Source organism: Paenibacillus sp. 1-8 (genome assembly GCF_056316205.1).
This window is the reverse complement of record NZ_CM149995.1, coordinates 1,477,674-1,494,859: the sequence shown is the minus strand read 5'-3', so window position 1 is coordinate 1,494,859 and position 17,186 is coordinate 1,477,674. Positions and strand designations below refer to the sequence as shown.

Here is a 17,186-nt window from a genome sequence, read left to right as displayed (position 1 = left end):
TGCATGACGCCTCATATCTTTTAGTATATCTATTCAAAATCCTCATACACATCGTCCGCATAAATCTCATCTTCACTCACCGTTCCCCCGGCATTCCCCTGATTTTGAAAAAAATCAAGGAATAGCTTGCCGTACTTGCGGAACTTCACTTCGCCGACACCCTTGATTCGCAGCATATCCGCCTCGGATTGCGGGTTCGCTACACTCATCTCACGCAGCGTGGCGTCGTTAAATATGATATAGGACGGCACATGCTCCTGCGCGGCCAAATCGCGGCGAATCAGGCGCAGTTGCTCGAACACCGTTTCGTTGACTGCCGCTGGGTACGCATCGCGTCCCTGTCGTCCACGTGAGCCTGTCCCACCTGCAAAAGCTGTGGCATGTCGCACCACACGCTGCATGACCTCGCGCTGACCCTTCAGCACTTCAGCAGCAGGCTGCTGCAAGCGCACAACCGGATATTGTCCCTCAGACAACAGCAGGTAGCCTTCCGATACGAGGACATTAATAATTTCAGAAATTTCTTTTTCCGTCCGATTGCCCATTACACCATAGGTTGGCAGGCTGTCAAAGCCATACTGTAGCACTTTTTTGTTACGCGAGCCTTTCAATACCGAGGCTACCATCGAAACACCAAAACGTTCCCGCATGCGATGGATGCAGGAAAAAATTTTTTGCGCATCAATGGTCATGTCCACCAGTTCCCGTTCATCCGTACATGAACTGCATATGCCGCAAGCTTCATGCTCCTCTGCCTCGCCGAAATACTCAAGCTGCGCCGTACGCAAGCAGCGAGTCGTGTAACAATAATCAACCATCTGCTGGAGCTTACGGTAGTCGTTGCGCTTGCGGTCCTCATCCTGCGGATTTTGCTCGATCAGGAATTTCTGGGTTACAATATCCTGCGGTCCGAACAGCAAAATACATTGACTCGGATCGCCGTCACGTCCTGCCCGTCCCGCCTCTTGCACGTAAGCCTCCATATTTTTAGGCATATTGTAGTGAATGACGTAGCGCACGTTCGATTTGTCGATCCCCATGCCGAAGGCGTTAGTCGCTACAATGACACGAATATCGTCGTACAGGAACCCCTCCTGGCTGTCTGCCCGTTCCTGATCGGTCATCCCGGCATGATAACGCCCAGCCGCCATTCCCGCATCCCGCAGTCGTTGGTACAGGTCGTCCACGTCCTTGCGTGTTGCTGCATAAATAATGCCCGATTCGCCGTCATGCTCACGCGCATAATTCAGCAGAAAGCTGCGCTTGTCCTCCCCACGCAACACACTGAACGCCAAATTTGGCCGTCCCAGGCCCGTGACGAATGTCTCCGGCTCACGCAGGCGAAGCAGCCGCACGATGTCGTCCATGACCTGCGGTGTCGCCGTTGCTGTAAATGCCGCTACAATCGGGCGCTCGTACAGCCCATCCACGAACGGAGCCACCGCCAGATAACTAGTACGGAAATCATGCCCCCACTGGGATACACAGTGCGCCTCATCGACCGCAACGCAGGAAATCGGTAGCTGTGCCATCTCATCGCGGAACCAGTCCAGCTCCAGCCGCTCCGGTGCAACATATAGCAGCTTCAAATCTCCATTCTGTGCGGCACGTATGCGGTCGTTCACTTCCCGGCCACTCAGCGTACTATTGATATAGGCAGCCGCAATTCCCATCGTGGTCAGCGCATCCACCTGATCCTTCATCAGCGAGATCAGCGGTGATACAACAATCGTCAGCCCATCATGCAGTAGCGCAGGAATCTGGTAGCATATGGATTTCCCGCCGCCTGTTGGCATAATGCCCAGCGTATCGTTGCCCTCCAGCATACTGGCGACAATTTTCTTCTGGCCTTCCCGGAAATCGGGATAGCCATAAAATTTTTGCAGTAGATCCTGCGCCCGTTCCAATGTTGGTGCTTGTACACTCATAGTTTCAAAACTCCTCATATTTCTGGCGTCCATCGACGCATATCGGCTTATCTTTCGTTACCTTTAGTTTACCGGGGTTCAGGGTAATGTTCAACCGCTGGAAGTCCATAGGCATAATGTATAATGAAATTCTTATCAAACCCTTCTACCATGGCGTTCGCTGTTTTCTCATGATATAGTGAACACGGTGCCGAAAGTTTGTCCATTACTATGATGAGACACGGTACCAAGAAGGAGAAAGAACCCATGAACAATCGTAAACCCAATCGAAAAAATCATACAAAATCCACGCCAAACACAGGCAACACCAAGCGCAGCCACAAACCCGCCGGAAAATCCGGCTCACATAGACCCGAAGCACGGGGCAAAACGGGGGTTTTTGATAAAAATGCTGCCCAAGAGCACGGTAAACCGGAAAAAAACATTGCAAAAACATACATCGTACAGGAGCCTGCCGAGCTGTTGAACTTTTTGGTAGAGCATGTGTCTGGCATGGGCCGCAATTCCATTAAATCAGCGCTGGCCCGTGGGCAGGTGTCCGTGAACGGCATTCCTCGTACCGTGTACAATTTTCCGCTGGAGCAAGGTCAGACAGTGGCCCTCTCCAAGGAAAAGATCACTCCCGTAGTGCCGCTGACCGGGCTGCGTATTTTGCATGAGGATGAGGCTATTATTGTCATTCACAAGGATGCCGGGCTGCTGTCCGTCGCCTCTGCTCAGGAACAGGAAGTAACGGCATACCGTCAGCTTACGGCACATGTGCGACGTGAACATCCATACAATCGTATTTTTGTGCTGCACCGTCTGGATCGTGATACATCTGGAGTCATGATGTTTGCGAAAAGCGAAGCCATACAGCAGGAAATGCAACAAGCGTGGAAGGAAGTTGTGTATGAACGAACGTACATCGCTCTCGTAGAAGGACAGGTTAAAAAAGCTGCGGGCACCATTACCTCATGGCTGAAGGAAAGCAAGACGCTGAAAATGTACTCCAGCCCATATCCGAATGACGGACAGCACGCCGTTACTCATTACAAGCTGCTACAGGCCAATCGGCATTTTTCCTTGCTGGAAGTACGTTTGGAAACCGGACGCAAGAATCAGATCCGCGTTCATATGGAGGATATCGGTCATCCGATTGTCGGAGATAAAAAATACGGCTCCAAAGCCAAATCTATCGGCCGCCTCGGCCTGCATGCTCGGGTACTGTCGTTTATTCATCCCGTCACTGGAGTATTGCTGCGGTTTGAATCTGACATTCCTAAAACCTTTTTAAATCCGTTTCGAGAGTAGAATTACGTAAAACAAGCAGGAATAATTGGAGTGGAAAAAATCTACGAGAATCAGGGAGCTGTATGATACAGCTCCCTTTTTTATTCATTAAGCGGTATGCTTTCGGACACCATTGGCCGTTTTCATCAGCTCGTCCCAAATGGAAATGGGTGCATTGCAAACAGGACAATTCAGCCAACCGTTTAAGTAGGGTAAATGCGCTAAAAGGTTGTTTTCCTCAATTTTTTGGGCATATGGGTATAGCCACTGTAGATTCGAGCCTTTATGGTCCAATGAGCCGGATTGGATCGAATAGGGAACCAGACTGTTTGAATTTACCGGATCTTTATCGTAAGCCACCAGAACATCACTATGTTCAACAGGCCAAATATAGAGCGGGGTTCCGCAATGCGGACAATCCAGCGTATATTCATCCCCAGTATCAAAGCTTTGCAGCATAAAAGCTACGCCCCGATAACCCTGAAAGGCAGCCGCCGCAGCCAAAACATAACGCTTGCCGACATTTCCTTCGTGATTCTTGGCATACAGCACCATTTCCTCAGTCAATTCTGTAAGCCGGACAATGGCTTGCTGGTATTGTTTATATATATACTCAGCCAGATCTGCATCCAGTTCTACCTGATCCCTTGCAAATTCCAACGGAACTTTTGTATGTAAGGGATTAACATTTTTCGCTTCGAATATTCCGCAAATATTATAAATATCCGCTCGAATACTTATATCAGAGCTGTTTAACGCAATATCTACGAGGTACGGTACAGCCGCGAAGGTACAAGTATATAACGTATTTTGGTGATACAGTTCCTCCCAATACAAGGTGTCAGCCATTTCGCCGTCATATCCGGCTTGGAGCTGCTTCAACATTTCCGGGACGTATTGAGAGGAACCATAGGGGCCTTGGAGCAAAGCCCAGGCCGGATCGGACAAAGCCAGCATCTTGAAACTCCTTTCACCGTTTTACTTTCAGTGTAACATGGCATGGGATTGTGAAATCCTTTTTGCTATCAAATTCATTTTAACTTCATAATTCTCAGCTTCTTACGTTTATTTTATTATACGCTTGGTTTTAGCTGAAGTTTCTATTTTCATTTTACGCAATGCCTAAAGTCACTATCCTTGCAAGTCTATAATCATATTCGGTTAAGTTTGCGGTATTGTGAAGGTGAAATGTGTTTTCTGGCGGAAAATACCCGACTAAAATAAAATCCGTTCAGGTATCCGCATTTTTCCGCAATATCATTCAGCGTATATTCTGTCTCCAGCAATAAAGTCTGGGCCTTCTCCAGACGCAGTGAGGTCACATACCGAATGGGTGTCAAGCCCACCGCCGCCTGAAAGCTCCTCGTGAATTGCACCGGACTTAGCCCCAAACAAGCAGCCGTTACTTTGATGGACAATGGCTCACATGCATGCTCCTGAAAATAGTGAAGCGCACGTTGGATCAACGGGTCATTCACCCGATTCGTACGTTCCTCCGTGCCCCCTCTGCTGGCTCTGCTCCAAAACAAAAAAAGCAAATCCTCCAGCAGATGATTTTTCCATGTTCGGGCATGGCTGCTATCATCCAGCGCGTTCGCACATAAATAACGGCAATTCGATAGAAAGCGATTCTCATCTTCTTTATCCAAAACAGCATGGATTGATGCGCCAATGCTACTGGCTTCTGGGAATGAAAAACGAAAAAAGTGGAAGCTCAGCGGCGTTAGGATTTTACGGTGGAATACCTCTTCGGGCGGACAAAGAATCAAGGACCCGGCATTCGCCTCCCCACGGTGTTCCTTGATAATATAAGCAAACTTTCCTTCTTCAATTACATAGGCAATCCAATGCGCGTCCGTATCAAACGCCAACTGAAAAGATTCTTTCCGCTTCCAATATACATGCTGATGAATGTGTTCCCCAAACACGGGCGTTCACCACCTTCATTTTCCATGTCCTGCTGACTATGAGCCAAATGTCCACAAAGCGTGCTATTCATGATCCGCCTAGTCACATTATAAATCCTGTTACTAAAGATTAGCTGAACGTGAAATTAAGTATATGTGCATGATGTTTCCGTGCATGTCAAAACGAAGCTCACTCGGGTAACATGATCTCAATCGATCATAAAGGAGCGTGAGACTGCATGAGACAGGAAACCTTTAGCGCCGATATTACCGTAGCAGGCGGGGGATTGGCCGGTGTCTGTGCGGCTGTTGCGGCGGCTCGTCTGGGCCATATGGTGGCGCTGGTACAAAATCGTCCGGTTCTGGGAGGAAACTCCAGCAGCGAGGTGCGGGTATGGGTATGCGGAGCCACGAAGCACGGGGTAAACCGATACGCCCGCGAAAGCGGCATTATGGGTGAGCTATTCACGGAGAATCAGTATCGCAACCCTGACGGGAATCCTTATCTGTGGGATGCGGTTGTCCTTGATCTTGTTCGTGCTGAACCGAACATTACCTTGTTCCTCAACACGGATATTTATGATGTAGAATCGGAGGAACAAGGACAGCAGCGTATGATTCGGGCATTGACTGGATGGATGACAGGCTCGGAACGGCGTATCCGCTTTGAGAGCAGCATGTTCCTTGATTGTACGGGAGACGGGCTGGTCGGATTCCTGGCAGGTGCCAAGTATCGACTGGGGGGCGAGTCTCAGCAAGAATTTGGGGAATCACTCGCCCCTGAAACGGCAGATATGTCGTTGCTCGGCAGTACAATTTTATTTTACACACGTGATACCGGGCATTCCGTCAAATACGTACCTCCTTCCTTTGCCAAGGACATCCGCCAAACACCGATTCCCATAAGCCGAATCCTTCGCAGCGGAGATTCCGGCTGCCATTACTGGTGGATTGAATGGGGCGGTGAACTGGACACGGTACATGATAATGAGCGAATACGCGACGAGCTGTGGTCGGTCATCTACGGGATCTGGGATTATATTAAAAATTCAGGGGAGTTCGATGCAGATACAATGACACTGGAATGGGTCGGGACGATTCCGGGCAAAAGGGAATATCGCCGGTTCATCGGTGATTACACGGTTCATCAGCGCGATATCGAGGATCAGACCCTGTTCCCAGACAGGGTGGGCTTTGGCGGCTGGTCCATTGATTTGCATCCACCACAGGGCATGTATGATCCAGGAAGCGGGGCGAACCATTTACAGCCTGACGGCGTATACCATATTCCGTTTCGATCCCTATATTCCGCGAATGTGAGTAATTTATTATTTGCGGGCAGAAATGTTAGCGCCACGCATGTCGCCTTCGGTACGCTGCGCGTTATGGCAACCTGCGCGGTGATGGGCGAAGCGGCCGGAACAGGCGCTGCGCTATGCGTAGCACGCGAAATGACTCCCCGCGAGCTTTGCGAGCAGCATTTGTCGCTGCTGCAACAGACATTGCTGCGGCAGGATGCTTCCCTGCTCGGCGTGACGAATCAGGACACGCGGGATATAGCCCGAAGCGCTACGGTAACAGCGTCCAGTAGCCTTAAAGTCTTGCGTGTGGACTCGCCCGATGAATGCGTACCGTTACGACAAGCCGCAGGGCTGCTGTTCCCTGTTCACAGCAGGGTGGAAACGGTGTCCCTGCTGGTGGATGTGAAGCAGGATACGCTCATCCGGTTTGAACTGTGGGACACGGGCAAACCGCAAAACTACGTACCTGCTTCGCTCCAAGCCTCCTGTGAAACTGCGGTTTCCGCTGGTGATCAGCAGTGGGTTGAGGCCCGTCTGCCTTGGGCACCTAACCAGGCAGCGAATGCCTTCCTGATCGTGAGAGCGAATGAACATGTATCGCTATACATGTCCCATCAACCGCTCAGCGGCGTGCTTTCTTTTATACAGGATCAGGCTGTCTGCTCCAGCTCGGGACTGCACGGATATGTGCGAGCCAGCGCGGTGCTGGAATGGACCATGCGATCCGGTGCCACGTCTATGGTGCGCAAATGCTTTTGCTTTCGCATTATAGAGGAAACGAATAGTTACGCTCCCGCTAATATTATAAACGGGCATGTACGACCATATGGTGGACCAAACATGTGGGTATCCGATCCGTTGCTTGCCGGACAGGAAGCATGGATTGAGCTGCGACTGCCGCAAAAAACGATTGTTCGGGAGATTCATTGTACCTTTAATGATGACGTTAACGAGGATTTGATCAATCTTCACCATCATCGGACCCCTTTTGAAGTCATGCCCGAATTGGTACGTCATTATCGAATCGAGGCATGTACAGATGGAAGCTGGGTAACCCTCCACACAGAACGAAATAATCGAAAGCGAAAAAGGATTCATGAAATCAGGAACCCCGTTGCTACAGATCAGCTTCGTCTGGTTGTGGAGGCCACTCACGGTTGCCCACGGGCTGAAATCGTAGAAATTCGTCTATATGAGCAGAACTTGAGTGTACATGAACGTTGATTCATTGTATATGAAAAGACGTGATGGGAACATTATGTATGAATACTGCGACTATAAGGGGAAATAGCCCATGACCATGACACCGGAACAGCGAATTACCCTGCACGGGTTTAACAATCTAACCAAATCATTAAGTTTCAACATGTACGATATTTGTTATACCAAAACAAGAGAAGAACGCGAGGCCTATATCGAATATATTGACGAACAATACAACGCGGATCGCCTGACTGCCATTTTAAAAAATGTGTCCGACATCATTGAAGCTCATGTGCTCAACGTAGCCCAGCAGGACTATGTTCCTCAAGGAGCCAGTGTGACCATGCTTATATCGGAAGGCCCTATCGTGGAAGTGCCTACAGAGTCTTACGATGAATCACCCGGTCCTCTGCCCGATTCTGTCGTTATGCAGTTGGATAAAAGCCATATCACTGTCCACACCTACCCGGAATATCATCCCGACGAGGGAATCAGCACGTTCCGAGCTGATATTGACGTCTCCACCTGTGGAGAAATCTCTCCACTCAAGGCACTCCGTTATTTGATCCATTCCTTTGACACGGATATTATGACGATTGATTATCGGGTACGCGGCTTTACTCGTGATACGAATGGGCACAAGCTGTTTATTGACCATGACATCGCCTCCATTCAAAATTATATTCCTGATGAAGTGCGCAGCCAGTATGACATGATAGACGTGAACGTATATCAGGAAAACATTTTCCACACCAAATGCAAGCTGAAACAATTCGATCTGGACAATTATCTATTCGGCTATACGAAGGAAAGTCTGGGCGAGAACGAGCAGCAAAACATAACCGCCCGGCTTAAGATAGAAATGGACGAAATCTATTACGGCAAAAATATAACGTAGCGGGATGAAGGCAGCAGGATGTACTACATGATATCCATTAGAAAAGGACAATAGCTTTGGAGCTGATATGGAGCCGGGCTTTTGTCCTTTTTTTGATGCAAAATGGGAGATTTGATTCAGCTTTATCTGTACAAGTGAGAGATTGTTCACTATGATAGGGAAAGAATCCACTATTTGAAATATTAAATTGCACCTCTTAGGCACGCTTTCGATTGTAAGCGCAATCAATTGATCCCACTTATTTTCTTATGGAACACAAAGGAGGAATTTGCATGCAAGGCGGTATTGGCGGTAAAAACATCATTTTACGACTGGAAATTTCCACCGAGCACATCCAATTTGGTCAATTGATTACGCTGGTCAACGAACATGGTGGGGATGTTATTGCGATTGACGTCATTCGCACCTCTGAAAAGGTCACCGTGCGGGATATTACAGTGACCATTGCCGACCCGGCCGAAATCGACCGAATGATTGCCCGGATTAAAAAAGCGCAAGGCGTGAAGGTGCTGTCCATTTCTGACCGGACCTTTCTGCTGCATCTCGGGGGTAAAATTGAAATGCAGCCCAAGGTTCCGATACAGAATCGCGACGACTTGTCCCGGGTGTACACTCCAGATGTAGCACGTGTGTGCATGGCGATTCATGAGGAGCCGGACAAAGCCTTCCGTTTGACAATCAAACGGAACACCGTTGCTGTCGTCTCGGACGGGAGCGCTGTCCTTGGCTTGGGCAATATCGGCCCCTACGCGGCTATGCCAGTCATGGAAGGTAAAGCCATGCTGTTCAAGCAGCTCGGGTCCGTTGATGCTTTTCCGATTTGTCTGGACACGCAGGACACCGAGGAAATTATCAAGGCGATCAAGCAAATCGCTCCAGCTTTCGGCGGTATTAATCTGGAGGATATTTCATCACCTCGCTGCTTTGAGATTGAGCAACGGCTGCGTCAGGAGCTGGATATTCCTGTTTTTCATGATGATCAGCATGGCACCGCTGTTGTCTTGTACGCAGGGCTGATCAATGCACTCAAGGTCGTCGGCAAAGCGCTGTCTGATGTCAAAATCGTCGTATGCGGTATCGGAGCTGCGGGTGTAGCCTGCACTAAAATTTTGCTGTCTGCGGGTGCAGTTAACATCATTGGTGTAGATCGCCACGGAGCCATTACAGCCAATGAAACTTACGATCATCCGGTGTGGAACTGGTATGCACAGCATACCAACCCCGAGCGGCTGTCAGGCACGCTGTCCGAGGTTCTGAAAGGCGCTGACGTGTTTATCGGTCTATCGGCTGGCGGGCTGCTCCAACGGGAAGACGTAAAACATATGAACGAGGCTCCGGTGGTGTTCACCATGGCTAACCCGGTTCCCGAAATTGCCCCTGAGGATATCGAAGACATTGCAGGCGTCATTGCCACCGGACGTTCAGACTATCCTAACCAGATCAACAACGTGCTTTGCTTTCCCGGCATATTCCGCGCGGCACTTGACTGTCGCGCCCGTGAAATTAACGAAGAGATGAAGCTGGCGGCAGCAGAAGCCATTGCGAGCACCATCCGTCCCGAAGAATTAAATAAGCTTTATATTATCCCCGGCGTATTTAACGAGAATGCCGTTCAGCGGGTGCGTGAAAAAGTTATTCGGGCTGCGATTGAGAGCGGAACCGCCAGAAGAGTACCTCGCGATTTCAGGTAAAAGAGAATCTGCTTATTCCGTATGACATGTCTGGTAACGTGCCAAAAAGGATTGCTCCCCTAATACGGGTGCAATCCTTTTTTATAAGAAGATGAAGATTTTCTGCGGCTATGACTTCCATTTGGAAAATAACTGGCTGGCGCGTTGGGCGAACTCCTCCAGATTAAAGCTGGAGTTGTCCAGCCTGTAGTACCATTTTTTAATCGTATCCAGAATCCATGACGGAACTTTAACCTCCGAGATACCTGAGTAAAACGTATGATACGCCCACACCAGATGCTCCCAGCGCTTGTCATCGCCCTCCTTCACGTACTCGGATACGTCCAATACCTTGGCGCGTCCATCTTGCATCAGTACGTTCTTGAGGTGAATATCACGGGGATTCAGCCCCTTGGAACGGACAAACTCCCTCGCCTCTTCCACGTCCAGAATGACTTGCTCCGGCACCGGAATGCCTTGCAGCAGACAATCCAGCAGCGTAATACCTGATTCATAGCTAATGACGATATACTTATCGCCTTTCCCATAATAATGAGGAAAAAAATCGGATCCCCGCAAACGCTCGTATACGTCGGCCTCCGCATCCTTCTTCTCGATCGCCATGTCTGAGTATACCTTGAACGCGTAGCCGGGCAACGTATCGAGCGTAAATACGGCCGCATCCGTCCCGATGCCAATACAACGGACGTCTTGGGAGACTGTTTTAATCGTAACCGGATCATTATCCTCGGTACTGTAAACAGTCACTTGACTTATGATTTCGTCTGCCTGCCTCCATTGTTCAACCATGTGCGATCCCTTCCTTCTCTGTTCTGAACCATTTGAATGAAGTTAGACATATGTGGGATACAGCAGTAATTTTTTCAACTCTGAATAGCTTGCCGCTGTTTCATAGGCTCCCGCTACCTCAGACTCCGGGGCAGCCTTCCTGTGATTGAACCAAATGACCCGCCAGTTGGCCGCTACAGCTCCCGCTACGTCATTGCGCCAGGAATCCCCGATATAGCAGCAATGCTCTGCCAGAGTCCCTGTCCGTTCGTTCACCACTTCGAAAATACGTGGATCAGGCTTGGCATAGCCAACCGCTCCGGATACAAAAATATGCTCTGCCGCAATATGATTTTCCAGCGCCATGGCCCTGATTTTGCTCATCTGGTGATCTTCGAGACCATTCGTAATCAAGCCAACCAGATATCCGGCCGAGCTCAATTCATCCATTAACGATGTAGCTCCCTCGAAAGGCTCAATCCGATATTGGCGATCCAGGTAGTCTTTTTGGATATCCACTGCCTGCTCACGGGTAATATTTATCCCAAATTCCTGTAAAGCCAGGACAAAACGGCCTTCCCTCATATCCTCCAGCTCATCCGGCCCAGCCTTCCCCTCCAATAGTCCTCCTTTTGCCGACAATACATCACTGTAATAGCGAATACGATGATAAGCCTCTTCATAAGGAAAACGCTCACTCAACCCTAATACTGTACGCAATGCATCGCGAGTAGGGTGCAAATGATCGTACATTGTATCATCTACATCAAAAAATACAGCCTTCTTGTGCAAGTTCATATACCCACTTCTTTCTGTAAAAATCATTGGATGTCGTCCATCTTCACCTTGTCCTGATATTATACCCGCTGACCCGATGCGTTGCACGTTACATCTTACCCCTTCGCCATCCATAGCTCGTATCTATAGTTGATTTGCTGTTTGTATCTGTTGTTATATCCACTCCCGCATTCACACTTCACCGTGACAGTCATAAAATGAAAAGACCATCCTTTTCGCAAACTCACTTTACTTCTGTACTTATCTAAAATAGGTATCTCGTCCTGTTTTGCCCGTAAGCGGCTTATTTCATAGCACACAGGTAAAAGGTCACATTTTTGAAAAGTTTCAGCATACAGGTTTACATTTCGTGTAAAATCACGTACCTTTTAGGGATGAACGCTTTACGGATGTACTTGGATAAGGAGGCATACACGATGAATTCCGGTTCTAACCCTGCCTACGGATCAGCTACACCTTTGATTGAGGCACTTATAGAATTTGAACAGGAGCTTGAAGCGAACCGGCATTCTCTGGGTTTTGATTTGGGATTGATTATGGAGCATAGCCGCGCGCCACGATATATGGCTACACCGCCGGATGTGATTCCCTTTGCCCACGCGGGCGTGGACGGAATACATTACGGCTTTTTAACGGATTTTGGACTTGAAAAGGATCTTTCGCAGGCCCCCATTGTGTGCATATCCCCTGTTGACTGGACGGGTGTATGGGTGGTTGCCCGCCACTTGCAGGATTTTTTAAGTGTTGTTTATACAGAGAACAGTCCATTAAAGCGATACTACGCCAGTGGACAGGATTATACAGGACATGCAGGACACCGGCCGCCTCAGGCCATAGATGAACGCACCGCGTTAGTGCGGGAGTGCTTTCGGGAACGCTTCGGTGTCCAACCGATTCAGGATATGGCTGTCTATATCGACAGTTTGCGAACCAAGCGCAAGCAAAACGAAGCTGTCCCTACACTGAACGGCTTGGGTATCCCGACCTTTCCTTCTGCCGCAAAACAGCGTTCCTCTAATAAGAGTGCCCTTTTAAGCGTGGCAGAGCCCTTTCATTGGGATAAACAAGGTGAACCGGTTCGGGATTTGTTCCGCAACGGTTCGCGTGAAGCGAGATTGGCCTTTATTCGGGATGCTCAAACACGCCATCTGTTCACCCATTCTGCCCTTCGTGTTTTTGTGGCGGGACAGCTTAGATCCATGGGCTTGTCTGAGGCGGCAACACATTTGGAAGAGTCCTACTATACAGTTATTCCCGATACGATGGAATCTTGACGGATTCCTTCTTATTCCCCACACTACCGCCTCTGAAAAGGCGGTTTTTTGTGCTACAATATATACAAATAATACGGCCTAACGGCCCGGTACGAATGAGAGAGAGCGAGCATGAATAATCATTCCCACCCTACCCCTGAGATCATCGAGGTTTGTCTGCTGGCTGGCAAGCTCATGATGCAAAATGGAGCCGAAACCTATCGCGTCGAAGACACGATGTCCCGTATTGCCTCAGCCTACGGCATACCTCAGTCCCATAGCTATGTGACACCGACCGGGATTTTTTTTGCTATTAATGACGCAGAGCCTGCCAAGCTGATCCGGATTGTGGAGCGGACCACGGATTTGCATAAGGTAGTAGAGGTTAACGCGATTTCACGTAAAATAAGTCTGGGTGGCTTGTCACCCCGCGCAGCGGTCACGGAGCTGACCAAGATTGAATGTGGTCCGCACCGCTATTCCAACGGCGTACAACTGGCAGCTTCGGCATTGGCGAGTGGCTGCTTTATGATTATGTTTGGCGGGGTCTGGCGGGATTTCCCCGCAGCCATTCTCTGCGGCGGGGCTGGCTTCGCAGCCGTGCAATATTTTCACAGGCTCGTTAAGGTTAAGTTTTTCTCGGAATTTTCGGCATCTTTTCTAATCGGCTTGCTGGCGGCTTTACTGACAGTTGCAGGCTGGGGCCAAATGATGGACAAAATCATTATTGGCTCCGTTATGCCATTAGTGCCAGGCTTATTAATTACAAATGCCATTCGGGATTTAATGGCTGGACACCTCGTTTCGGGCATATCCAAGGGGGCTGACGCTTGCTTGACGTCATTTGGTATTGGAGCCGGTGTTGCGGTTATCATTTCGTATATGTGATTCGGAGGAGATCCAAGTTTATGGTTGCACAATTATTCACAAGCTTTATTGCCACCGCTGCTTTCGGCATTCTTTTTCACGCTCCCCGACGTTCACTGCTGCAATGCGGCTTCGTCGGGATGCTGGGCTGGCTCGTCTATTATTGGACGACAGACAGCATGGGACCCGTGAGCGCCAGTCTCTTGGCAACGGTTCTGATCGGGATCATCAGCCAGAGCTTGGCCAGACTGTACAAAATGCCCGTTACTATTTTCAGCGTGGCAGGCATAATTCCGCTTGTTCCGGGAGGCATGGCCTACAATGCGATGCGACAGTTTGTACAGCATAATTATCCTCAGGCGCTGGAGCTGGCTATGAGCACACTCATGATCGCAGGTGCCATTGCTGTCGGCCTGGTGCTGTCCGAGGTACTCAATCAGATTTTTCACAACATACGTTTGAAACCACAGCGTTAAACGACGGGATAAGCAACATCATTTTTTTCACAACATTAAAGGCTGCTTCCAAAAATACGCACGATTGTAGTGCACAGAACATTTTGGATGCAGCTTTTTTTTCATGTTCCACTTTATAAACGATGTTTGTTCGTCTATTTATCCTCAACATCCACTCGTTTACCCAGAATAGCCAAATCCCGCTCTATACTGTCCAGCACCGCAACACGCGGATAATAACCCCATTGTTCAAAACTGAACTTGCGCAGCAAGGCGATACTCGGCTCATTGTGACCAAATACAAACCCCAACAGCGTCGTAATTCCAAGCCTAGGGCATTCATTCAGTACATGCTGCACCAGACGACTTCCTGCTCCAGTTCCACGAGAATCTTCATGGACATAAATACTGATTTCCGCCGTACCGTTATAAGCTGGACGTCCGTAAAAAGACTGGAGACTGGCCCACCCTGCAATCGCCTCTTTATGTCTCAGAACCCACAAAGGTCGATGGTCTTCTTGATGAGCCTCAAACCATGGGATACGGCTCTCCACTGTCACGGGCTCCAAATCTGCCGTTGCCATTCGACCTGCAATGGTGGAATTATAAATGCCCACAATAGCCGGAAGATCCTCCCTGCGCGCAAATTCAATGGAAAAAGATTGGTCCCTATTCATCGTTTGTACCCGCCTCCTGTTCTGTTGATTTATTTCATTGTACAAGACAAGCACCCGAACAGCCATATTAAGATGTTTTTTTGCGGCTCGGATACAAAGGGTTCTATAATAGAGCTTGAAGAAAAACAAAAGCTTCAAAGCTTGGTCAACCCATTAAACAATATAAGACAGGAGGTGTGCTTCGGAGTTCACGGGATTCTGAAGCAGCTTATATGAATATTGGAACTCAAATTTTGATTTTGGAAATACCTATGGAATCTTTCTTTGGAAAAACAACGATTTATCCTGTGCTGCTCAAGGATGAGGACGGGCTTACGCTCATTGACACGGGGATGCTAGGCCAGTTGGAAGCGTTGCGCAAGGCTATTGCAGATGTGGGAGAGGATATCAGCCACCTGAAGCGAATTATTTTAACGCATCAGGACATTGATCATATCGGTAATGTTCATGCACTACTGGACTTGCTACCGAATACCGCTCTATTGGCTCATAAGGATGATATTCCTTATATGACAGGGGATCGGCCGTTTGTGAAGCTGACACCGGAACGAATCAATCAGTTGGATAATACACTCAAACAGCAAGCAGAGGATATGATCCGCCGCTTGCCGGACTTGCGCTTTACCCATGTCCTCGAAGACGGTGAGCATCTTCCTTATGGTGGAGGAATGCAGATTATTCATACACCTGGTCACACACCGGGACATATCAGCTTGTATGTGCCCGCACAAAAGCTGCTTTTGGCGGCGGACGAGCTGCGTGTAGTTGAAGGCAAACTGGTCGGCCCTGCTGAATCGGCTACACCGGATATGCCACTGGCCTTGGAAAGCCTCGGTAAACTGACCGTATTGGATGTCGAGAAGGTGCTGTGCTACCATGGGGGTTTTTATGATCAGAATGTACAGGCACGTCTACAGACATTAAGTCAGGAACGAGACTAAAGTAGTCAGATCTATAAACAAATATGTAATAAGCGTTATAATGAATTCATGAATAGAAAGGGATGAATCTGCATGAATGATAAAATAACCCGGCTATATGATGAATTGAAGTCACAGTCATGGGACGGATTGCTCGTCACCGATCCCAAGCATATCTACTACCTGACTGGCTTTGCCAGTGAGCCGCATGAGCGATTTCTCGGCTTGGTGCTGCTACGGGACGAGGAGCCTGAACTGATCGTGCCTGCATTGGATGCAGAGGCGGCCCACGCCGCTTCTTCCGTGGCTCGCATATCCACTCACACAGATACAGACAATCCATATGATCTGCTGCGCCAGCGCACAGGTACCGGAGTGAGGGTGTTCGCGCTGGAAAAGGAACACGTCTCCGTACTCCGCTACGAACAGCTACATACTGCCATTGGTGCGGCCCAATATGTGGATCTCGGCCCTGTGCTTCAGGACATGCGCGTAAGAAAAACACCTGAGGAAGTACGGCGTCTAAAACATGCCGCACAGTTGGTGGAGGACGCACTTCGCCACGGCTTGACCCATGTGCGTGAAGGCGTAACAGAAGTCGAGCTGGTAGCCGAAATCGAATACCAGATGAAGAAAATCGGCGCAGATGGCCCGTCCTTTGACACCACGGTGCTATCTGGTCCCAAAACAGCGTTACCTCATGGTGTTCCGGGTATACGCAAGCTGCAACACGGCGATTTGCTTATGTTTGATATGGGTGTATATTCAGATGGTTACGCCTCAGACATTACGCGCACTTTTGCTTTTGGCAAGCTGTCAGCTGAGCTGGAGACGATTTATCAGACGGTACTCGGCTCAAACGAGGCTGGTATTGCCGCCATTCGTCCGGGTGTATCCTGCGCGTCGGTAGACCAGGCAGCACGTGCAGTTGTAGAAGCTGCCGGGTATGGCCCTGCCTTTAACCATCGGGTTGGACACGGTCTTGGCATGAGCGTTCACGAATATCCGTCTGTGCATGGCGGTAATGAAGACCTGCTTCATGAGGGCTTCGTGTTCACCATAGAGCCCGGCATCTACGTGCCAGGCATCGGTGGTGTACGGATTGAAGATGACGTTCTGGTCACCTCTGACGGCGTAGAAGTGCTGACCTCTTTTCCGAAAGAGCTGACGGTCCTGGGATAAAGCTAACTGTATTCATTGCATTTATGTCTTAAGAAGTATAGTTAAAAAAGGAGGAGCAACCCCAAG

Annotated in this window: 15 protein-coding genes; 9 read left to right on the top strand and 6 right to left on the bottom strand. The window is 49.1% G+C overall.

Annotated elements, in window-relative coordinates; genetic code table 11:
* Positions 1 to 29 precede the first annotated feature (29 nt).
* Positions 30 to 1,928, bottom strand: coding sequence for a DNA helicase RecQ (recQ, locus tag AC0WRU_RS06825; protein WP_476127750.1), 1,899 nt, complete (start codon positions 1,926 to 1,928; stop codon positions 30 to 32).
* A gap of 246 nt (positions 1,929 to 2,174) precedes the next feature.
* Here recQ and AC0WRU_RS06820 point away from each other — a divergent pair, with 246 nt between their 5' ends.
* Positions 2,175 to 3,221, top strand: a complete 1,047-nt coding sequence (locus AC0WRU_RS06820; RefSeq protein ID WP_476127749.1) for an RluA family pseudouridine synthase — start codon at positions 2,175 to 2,177, stop codon at positions 3,219 to 3,221.
* Positions 3,222 to 3,308: 87 nt separating this feature from the next.
* Here AC0WRU_RS06820 and AC0WRU_RS06815 read toward each other — a convergent pair whose 3' ends face one another.
* Together AC0WRU_RS06815 and AC0WRU_RS06810 are read right to left on the bottom strand one after the other, a co-directional pair.
* Positions 3,309 to 4,157 carry a hypothetical protein gene (locus AC0WRU_RS06815; RefSeq protein ID WP_476127748.1) on the bottom strand — a complete coding sequence of 283 codons (849 nt, stop codon included), beginning with the start codon at positions 4,155 to 4,157 and terminating at the stop codon, positions 3,309 to 3,311.
* A 194-nt stretch (positions 4,158 to 4,351) separates the two neighbouring features.
* Positions 4,352 to 5,128, bottom strand: coding sequence for a helix-turn-helix domain-containing protein (locus AC0WRU_RS06810; RefSeq protein WP_476127747.1), 777 nt, complete (start codon positions 5,126 to 5,128; stop codon positions 4,352 to 4,354).
* A 218-nt stretch (positions 5,129 to 5,346) separates the two neighbouring features.
* On the opposite strand from AC0WRU_RS06810, the gene AC0WRU_RS06805 reads away from it, so the two are divergent.
* From AC0WRU_RS06805 to AC0WRU_RS06795, 3 genes are all read left to right on the top strand, one after another.
* Positions 5,347 to 7,632, top strand: a complete 2,286-nt coding sequence (locus tag AC0WRU_RS06805; RefSeq protein WP_476127746.1) for an FAD-dependent oxidoreductase — start codon at positions 5,347 to 5,349, stop codon at positions 7,630 to 7,632.
* A gap of 70 nt (positions 7,633 to 7,702) precedes the next feature.
* Positions 7,703 to 8,509: an adenosylmethionine decarboxylase gene (speD, locus tag AC0WRU_RS06800; RefSeq protein WP_476127745.1), complete on the top strand. Its 807-nt coding sequence runs from the start codon at positions 7,703 to 7,705 to the stop codon at positions 8,507 to 8,509.
* 272 nt (positions 8,510 to 8,781) lie between these two features.
* Positions 8,782 to 10,200 carry an NAD-dependent malic enzyme gene (locus AC0WRU_RS06795; protein ID WP_476127744.1) on the top strand — a complete coding sequence of 473 codons (1,419 nt, stop codon included), beginning with the start codon at positions 8,782 to 8,784 and terminating at the stop codon, positions 10,198 to 10,200.
* A 108-nt stretch (positions 10,201 to 10,308) separates the two neighbouring features.
* Here the strand turns inward: AC0WRU_RS06795 and AC0WRU_RS06790 are convergent, their stop codons facing one another.
* Both AC0WRU_RS06790 and AC0WRU_RS06785 read right to left on the bottom strand, forming a co-directional pair.
* On the bottom strand, positions 10,309 to 10,989 hold the full coding sequence (locus AC0WRU_RS06790; protein ID WP_476127743.1) for a protein kinase family protein: 681 nt from the start codon (positions 10,987 to 10,989) through the stop codon (positions 10,309 to 10,311).
* 42 nt (positions 10,990 to 11,031) lie between these two features.
* Positions 11,032 to 11,766 carry an HAD family hydrolase gene (locus AC0WRU_RS06785; protein ID WP_476127742.1) on the bottom strand — a complete coding sequence of 245 codons (735 nt, stop codon included), beginning with the start codon at positions 11,764 to 11,766 and terminating at the stop codon, positions 11,032 to 11,034.
* Between the two features lie 416 nt (positions 11,767 to 12,182).
* On the opposite strand from AC0WRU_RS06785, the gene AC0WRU_RS06780 reads away from it, so the two are divergent.
* The 3 genes from AC0WRU_RS06780 to AC0WRU_RS06770 all read left to right on the top strand — a co-directional run bounded on the left by AC0WRU_RS06780 (position 12,183) and on the right by AC0WRU_RS06770 (position 14,362).
* Positions 12,183 to 13,040 carry a hypothetical protein gene (locus AC0WRU_RS06780; RefSeq protein ID WP_476127741.1) on the top strand — a complete coding sequence of 286 codons (858 nt, stop codon included), beginning with the start codon at positions 12,183 to 12,185 and terminating at the stop codon, positions 13,038 to 13,040.
* A 111-nt stretch (positions 13,041 to 13,151) separates the two neighbouring features.
* Positions 13,152 to 13,907, top strand: coding sequence for a threonine/serine exporter family protein (locus tag AC0WRU_RS06775; RefSeq protein WP_476127740.1), 756 nt, complete (start codon positions 13,152 to 13,154; stop codon positions 13,905 to 13,907).
* Positions 13,908 to 13,927: 20 nt separating this feature from the next.
* Complete coding sequence (locus tag AC0WRU_RS06770; RefSeq protein WP_476127739.1) at positions 13,928 to 14,362, top strand: threonine/serine exporter family protein; 435 nt, start codon at positions 13,928 to 13,930, stop codon at positions 14,360 to 14,362.
* A 134-nt stretch (positions 14,363 to 14,496) separates the two neighbouring features.
* On the opposite strand, the gene AC0WRU_RS06765 is transcribed toward AC0WRU_RS06770, so the two are convergent.
* Complete coding sequence (locus AC0WRU_RS06765) at positions 14,497 to 15,018, bottom strand: N-acetyltransferase family protein (RefSeq protein ID WP_476127738.1); 522 nt, start codon at positions 15,016 to 15,018, stop codon at positions 14,497 to 14,499.
* A 176-nt stretch (positions 15,019 to 15,194) separates the two neighbouring features.
* On the opposite strand from AC0WRU_RS06765, the gene AC0WRU_RS06760 reads away from it, so the two are divergent.
* Together AC0WRU_RS06760 and AC0WRU_RS06755 are read left to right on the top strand one after the other, a co-directional pair.
* The gene (locus tag AC0WRU_RS06760) at positions 15,195 to 15,959 is read left to right on the top strand and encodes an MBL fold metallo-hydrolase (protein ID WP_476127737.1); all 765 of its coding nucleotides are present in this window, start codon (positions 15,195 to 15,197) and stop codon (positions 15,957 to 15,959) included.
* A 72-nt stretch (positions 15,960 to 16,031) separates the two neighbouring features.
* A complete protein-coding gene (locus AC0WRU_RS06755) occupies positions 16,032 to 17,120 on the top strand; it encodes a M24 family metallopeptidase (RefSeq protein ID WP_476127736.1) in 1,089 nt (362 codons plus the stop codon).
* Positions 17,121 to 17,186 lie beyond the last annotated feature (66 nt).